This is a genomic window from Okeania sp., from assembly GCF_035285525.1.
Classification (GTDB): Bacteria; Cyanobacteriota; Cyanobacteriia; order Cyanobacteriales; family Microcoleaceae; genus Trichodesmium.
Genome location: NZ_JAYKGW010000206.1, coordinates 1 through 7,789 on the forward strand (window position 1 = coordinate 1; position 7,789 = coordinate 7,789).

The following is a 7,789-nucleotide window of genomic DNA, read 5'->3' on the forward strand; positions in this document are numbered from 1 at the left end:
TATATTAAATACTTTGAGATTGAATCAGCAAACCCTAGTTATTTATAAACAGGACTTAGACAGCGACCATAGATATAGTGGTTAAAACTGTTGTGCAATAGTTTTTTAACTCTATATATAGTACCTTGCCGTAAGTACCGAACGAGTGAAATTTGACCAAAAACAGGAGATTTACCAAAATCAAACCAGAAAACTATGAACAACAATATTACCCTTAATCTTCCTAACTACTATCTCAGGGAAAATTTATACCAAGGAATACGGACTTTGGTCTATCGTGGTCAACGAAACTGGGACCAGAAGTTAGTCATTATCAAAATCTTACGGAATCCTCACCCCAGTTTCTATGAGTTAGTACAATTCCGCAACCAATATATAATTACTCGTCATCTGGAACATCCGGCTATTGTTAAACCTCTAGCCTTTGAACGCTATGGCAATAGTTATGCTTTAGTTATGCCAGATTCAGGAGCGATCGCTCTCTCCAAGTATTGGCAAAACACGGTTCCCGATAAATCAGAACCAAATGTCAGTAATTTCCTCAACATCGCTATCCAACTAGCAGAAGTTCTCCACTATCTGACTCAACAGCGCATTATCCACAAAGACATTAAACCCAGTAATATTCTCATCCATCCGGAAACTAAGGAAGTTCAACTCATCGACTTTAGTATCTCTACTCTATTACCCAAAGAACAGCAACAATTAATTAGTCCTAATATTCTGGAAGGAACTCTTGCTTACATTTCCCCAGAGCAAACGGGACGGATGAACCGAGGGGTTGACTATCGGACAGATTTTTATTCTCTGGGTGTGACATTGTTTGAGCTCCTCACAGGAAAGTTACCCTTTGAAAGCAAAGACCCTATGGAATTAGTTCATTGTCATATTGCTAAAACACCAACTTTATTAGGGAACAGGGAACAGGGAGTAGGGAGTAGTGTGGGAAGTGTGGGAAGTGTGGGAAGTGTGGGGAGTGGTAGAGAAATACCCCAAATGCTGATCGACATTGTACTGAAATTGATGGCAAAAAATGCCGAAGACCGTTATCAGAGTGCTTTGGGTTTGAAGCATGATTTAGAGAAATGTCTGCAACAGTTAGAAACTACAGGAGAAATTAGAGCCTTTGATTTGGGGGAACGGGATTTATGTGATCGCTTTATTATTCCGGAAAAACTCTATGGACGAGAAAGGGAAGTCAAAACTTTATTGGATGCTTTTGAGCGAATTAGTAATCCCCCCCAACCCCCCTTTGAAAGGGGGAAGTTACGCACACCGAACCCAGAAACCGGGTTTCTGCGAGTCAATCTCCCCCTCTCCTCCTCTCCCCGTCTTCTTCTAGTGGCAGGTTTTTCTGGGATTGGCAAAACTGCTGTTATTAATGAAGTTCATAAACCTATAGTTCGGCAAAAGGGATATTTTATTAAAGGCAAATTTGACCAATTTAATCGCAATATTCCTTTTAGTGCTTTTGTGTCAGCTTTCCGAAATTTGATTAATCAATTATTAGGAGAATCTGATACAAATTTAGCTGATTGGAAGAGAAAAATTCTGGAAGTTGTGAGAGAAAATGGTCAAGTTTTGATTGATGTAATTCCGGAATTAGAACTTATTATTGGTAAACAATCACCAGCTCCAGAACTTTCGGGTAGTGCCTTACAAAATCGTTTTAATCTATTATTTAGTAAATTTGTTAATATTTTTACCACTAAAGAACATCCCTTAGTTATATTCTTAGATGATTTACAATGGGCAGATTCAGCTTCATTGAACTTATTAAAAGTGTTAATAAATGAATCAGAAACAGGTTATTTATTAATGTTAGGAGCTTATCGAGATAATGAAGTTTTTCCCGCTCATCCATTGATGCTAACTCTAGATGAAATTGAAAAAGAAAATGCCAAGATTAATACTATTATTCTGAATCCTTTAGATAAAAAAGATGTGACACAATTAGTTGCCGATACATTACTTTGTTCACCAGAAATTGCTGCACCTTTATCTGAATTAGTGTATCAAAAAACGAGAGGAAATCCATTTTTTACTACTCAATTTTTAAAAGGATTGTATGAAGATGGGTGTATTAAACTTGATATGTCAACAGGTTATTGGCAGTGCGATTTAGCAGAAGTAAAACAGTTAGCACTAACAGATGATGTGGTAGAGTTTATGGTAGGGAGGTTGCAAAAACTGCCTGAAGGAGATCGGCATGCACTAAAACTAGCTGCTTGTATTGGGAATGAATTTGACTTAGGGATATTAGCAGTTGTTTGTGAAACAAATCAAGATGAAGCAGCAGACAATTTATGGGGAGGGTTGCAAGAAGGATTTGTGATTCCCAAGAGTGAAAGCTATAAATTTTTTCAAGGAGAAGAACAGCGAGAGAATAATGTTGAAAATATTTCAGTTAATTATTGTTTCTTGCATGATCGAGTTCAACAAGCTGCTTATTCTCTGATTCCTCCAGAGCAGAAACCAGCTACCCATTATCGTATTGGTCAACTGTTGCTGACAAAGCTTTCTGCAACGGAACAAGAGGAGAGACTTTTTGATATTGTCAACCACCTCAATTTTGGCAAATCTCTGATCAATGATAAAAGTGAACAAGAGGAACTAGCACAACTGAACTTAACTGCGGGTCAAAAAGCTACATCTGCAACAGCTTATCAAGCTGCCATTGAGTATCTAGAAACAGGTATTAATTTACTAGGAAAAGATGCTTGGGTGAATCAATATAATTTGACTTTAAATTTGTATCGTCATTTAGCAGAAGCTCAGTTAAGTGATGCCAACTACGAAGAATTGGAGCAGACTCTGGCGATTGCTTTACAACAGGTGACTTCTCCTATAGATTTAGCAGATTTTTATCGTATTCAAGTTCTTAAATTTACTCTAGAAAGTAAATTTGTCGAAGCAATAGAGGCAGGTTTAATAGGGTTAAAAAATCTGGGAATAGAGATTAATTCCCATAATGTGACTCAGCTAGTTGAGTCAAAGTTGGCTTCTGTTAACCAAAGTTTGAAAGAACGCTCTATCTTGTCACTATTAGATTTATCGACAACAGTCGAACCATCTATTCAAGCAATAATTAAATTGCTAATTTCTCTAGATTCAGCAACATATTTGACCTCCAATATTGAACTTTACAGTTTGATCTCTTTAAAAGCAGTTTGCCTGTCAATTAAATATGGAAATATTCCTGAGTCAATCAAAGCTTATGTCAACTATGGATTAGTTCTAGTATTCCAAGAGCAGTATCAAAAAGCTTATCAGTTCGGAGATTTAGCTATGCAATTAAGTTACAAACTCAACAGTCAATCTCAGGAGTGTCAAGTTAAATTCATGTTGGGAGCTTTGATTCGTTCTTGGGCAAAACCAATAAAAGGAACAGCAAGTCTAAATTATGAAGGTTTTTTAGCAGGACTAGAATCTGGAGAAATTCAATATGCTGCTTATAACTTATTCACTAATATTCTCAATCAATTATTCTCAGGAGAAAATTTAGCAACAGTTTCCTCAGATATAGAAAAATATGAGTTGCTAGCAGATAAAGTTCAGAACCGACTTTTGCAAACAATGTTAGCAGCAGCCAAAATCTTTGTCACCAAGCTCTGCTTAGATCGAGAGGCAATGATTGAAATTGAAAAAACAATCAATTATATAGAAGAATCCCAAGTATTACTTTCAACTTGTATCTATTACATTTTCAGAATGCACCTTTCCTGTTTAACAGGAAACTTTAAAGTTGGTTTAAATTACAGAACCAAAGCCGAACAGATTCTTGGTTATGCAAATGGTTTTGTAACCTTTAGTGGTTACTATTATTATGGTTCTCTGATTTTACTCAACTTGTATTCTGATATGTCTGCGGAAGAACAGAACAATGCTTGGCAGCAAATAGAATCAAATCAGCAGCAGCTCAAAATTTGGTCAGATAACTGTTCCGAAAACTTTCTACATAAGTATCTTTTAGTTGAAGCAGAGAAATGTCGGTGTCTAGATCAAAAATTGTTAGCGATTGAGCTATATGATAGTGCTATTGCCGAAGCTCAAAATAACGACTACATCCAAGAAGAAGCTTTAGCTAACGAAATGGCAGCCAAATTTTACCTAGACTGGGGTAAGGAAAATTTTGCTGTGGGATATATGCTATCAGCTTATAATTGTTACGCTCGTTGGGGAGCTAAAGCCAAAACTGATAACCTAGAAAAACGCTATCCCCAATTACTCCAACCTATTCTCCAGCAAAGAGTTCCATCTCCTAATTTCTTGCATACTCTAACAAATATTGCTCAACCTAACCTGTCGATTCACTCCTCCCCAACCTTAACTCACTACTCTACAACAATCAATACCACCCTTGATTTCGCTACAGTGTTAAAATCTTCTCAAGCGCTTTCAGAAATTATCGAACTTGATGAACTTCTCTATCAACTGAGCCAGATTATCCTAGAAAATTCTGGTGGCGATCACTGCCTGATTCTGATACCTGATCACAATAATGTATGGCAAATCAGAGCTACTGCTACCACAGATAGTACCAAACTCTGTACCGAACTCCTAGACAACAATCCTAGCTTACCAGTTAAACTGATTCAATACGTTAAAAATACTGAAGAAGTATTAGTTATTAACAATCTTAATACGGACTTACCAATAATTGATGACTATCTGCACCAAAATCAACCCCAAAGTATATTGTGTTTACCGATGCTAAATCAGGGAAAATTGATAGGAATTCTATATTTACAAAATCAACTTACCCGTGAGGTGTTTACCAAAGATCGTATTCTCATACTCAACTTTCTTTGTAACCAAGCTGCAATTTCAATTAAAAATGCTCAACTACATCAGAAGTCGGAATTATCACTACAACAAGTCAAACAATCCCAAAACTTCCTGAGAAAAGTTATAGATGCGATTCCCCAAGCCGTTTTCTGGAAAGACAGAAACTCAAATTATTTAGGATGTAATCAAAAATTTGCTACCATAGCAGGTGTTAATTCTCCAGAAAATATTGTTGGTAAAAATGATTATGATTTGCCTTGGAGTCAAGAGGAATCTGACTTCTTTCGAGAATGTGACCGCCGTGTGATGAAATCTAAGCAACCTGAACTACATATTCTTCAAAAACAAAGTCAGGTTGATGATACAACAATATGGTTAGATACAAACAAAATTCCACTATCTGACGAAAATGGAAAAGTATACGGAATTTTAGGTACCTATGAGAATATAAGTGAGCGCATAAGAATGGAACAAGAGCAAAAACGTCTCACTGATATTTTAGAAGCAACTTCTGATTATGTTGGCATTGCAGATACTGAAGGAACTATGCTATGGATGAATACAGAATTTAAAAAACTACGGCCAGAACTACATTATGAAGATAACTCATTTAAGTTGACAGAAAACCATCCCCAGTGGGCAAATGAAATCATTCTTAATCAAGGCATTCCTATAGCTACTCGTGATGGAATATGGTTTGGGCAAACAGCAGTTATAAATTCAAAAGGAGGAGAAATTCTAGTTTCCCAAGCTATTATTGCTCACAAATCTACTGATGGAGTGGCAGAATATTTTTCGACTATCATGCGGGATATTACTCAGATTAAGGCGACAGAAACTGCCCTGAGAGACAAATCTGAAGCTTTAGAGCAAGCACTTGAATACCTAAAAAAAACCCAGTTGCAAATGGTGCAAACTGAAAAAATGTCTTCTTTAGGTCAAATGGTAGCCGGGATTGCCCATGAAATCAATAATCCTATTACCTTTATTGCTGGTAATATCACTTATGCTCGCCAATATTTCCAGGACTTATTAGAACTAATCAATCTTTATGAAGAAACCTTATCTGTTCCTACTGCTGCTATAAAAGACAAATTAGAAGAGATAGATTTAGAATTTTTATCTGAGGATATACACAAAATATTTGATTCTATGGAAACAGGAACCGAACGCACAAGGAAAATTGTTCTGGGTTTGCGGAACTTCTCCCGACTGGATGAATCCCAAAGAAAACTGGTAGACATCCATGATGGATTAGAGAATACTTTAATGATTTTGCAACATCGCCTCCGAGGTAATAGGTCTTACCCAGAGATTAGGATAGTAAAAAACTATGGTCAATTACCTCCGGTTAACTGTTATCCCAGTCAACTTAATCAAGTATTTCTGAATATTCTCACCAACTCTATTGATGCCTTAATTACTTTTAAGACCAGGGATTCTCCTCAAATTAATATCACTAGCGAAATGCTAGATGCTCAAACAGCAAGAATTTTCATTGCGGACAATGGGCCAGGAATGAGTGAGAGGGTTCAACAACGTATTTTTGACCCTTTCTTCACTACTAAGCCAGTTGGTCAAGGAACTGGTCTGGGTTTGTCTATTAGTTACCAAATAGTTACAGAGCAACATGGAGGTCAATTGCAGTGTTTTTCGGAAATAGGACAAGGTACTAAGTTTATGATAGAGATACCAATTTAATCTAGGGTTGGCTTTAAGTCAGAATTCAGGGTAATCATAAAAAAGTAGGTTGGGTTGAGGTATCGAAACCCAACTCAAGTATATTCAGAATCCAGAATCCAGAATTCTCAATTCAGGGTAATCATAGAAAAGTAGGTTGGGTTGAGGTATCGAAACCCAACTCAAATAAATTCAGAATCCAGAATCCAGAATCCAGAATTATAGTTTTTTAAATCCAGGACTTACACGGGAGGCACTATATATAGCGCCTTGGTGCGTTGTGCGTTGTGCGCTTTTCATGTCGCGTAGCGAAACACACCCTACTGGACTGTTTCATCTTAAATGGTGCATTAGGGAACAGGGGAGTAAGGGAGTGGGGAAGAAAGATTGTTGTTGGGTTGAGGCACGAAACCCAACCTACATCTATTGCACCATTTAAGGTGAAACAATGCAGTACTGGACTGTTTCAGCTAAAATAGTGCGTTAATTTTTAGTTGTTGCAAGACAAGGAAGACAAGGAGGACAAGGAAGACAAGGAAGACAAGGAAGAAAAATCTATTGCAACATTTAAGATGAAACAATCCACTACCAATAGCTAAAAACTATCAGGACTTATGCAGACACCCTAGATATAGTACTTAAAACTATTGCACAATAGTTTTTTAAATCTATATATAGTACCTTGGCGTAAGTCCTGACTATAAAAGTGAAATTTTACTAAAAAGAGGAGATTTACCAAAATCAAGTACAGACTTTGGATAACTAGGACTTACGCAACATAAGGTATTTCTGTCATGGCGCGACTCGCAGCTTTGCGATAGCAAGGGACAGGGTTGGTGGAGCATTCCGGACCGAAAGCAATCTCAAACCTTAAAATTTCCTTTCTCATGGCTTTAGTCCTGATCACAAAAATGCGTTTTCCTTACGGAATGCTCCGCTTTCCATATCGCGCAGCATTTTCGTATCGGGAATGCTCCCCAAAAATGTCGGTTCTTAGTCATTTTGCTGAAGAACGCTGCGCGACAATATATAAAGCAGAGCTTTGCGAAGCGCAAAAACTTCCCTACCTAGTACGGACGTTGCATAACAAAAATGCGCTTCATATCGCGCAGCGTTTCATGTCCGCTCAACCGTGGAAAATGTCCCTACCTACTCCCTACCTTTATGAAAACTATGAATAACAATATTATGCTCAACCTTCCCAACTACTACTTTAGGGAAAATTTATACCAAGGAATACGCACTTTGGTATATCGTGGCCAACGAAACTGGGACCAGAAATCAGTAATTATCAAAGTCTTACGGAATCCTCACCCCAGTT

The 7,789-nt window shown here is 37.3% G+C and carries 1 protein-coding gene; it reads left to right on the plus strand.

Annotation, left to right across the window (positions count from 1 at the left end; all coding sequences use genetic code 11):
• The first annotated feature begins 195 nt into the window (after positions 1-195).
• Positions 196-6,489 (plus strand): AAA family ATPase, encoded by a 6,294-nt coding sequence (locus VKJ25_RS19415; RefSeq protein WP_324238288.1) that lies wholly within the window; start codon positions 196-198, stop codon positions 6,487-6,489.
• Positions 6,490-7,789: the final 1,300 nt, after the last annotated feature.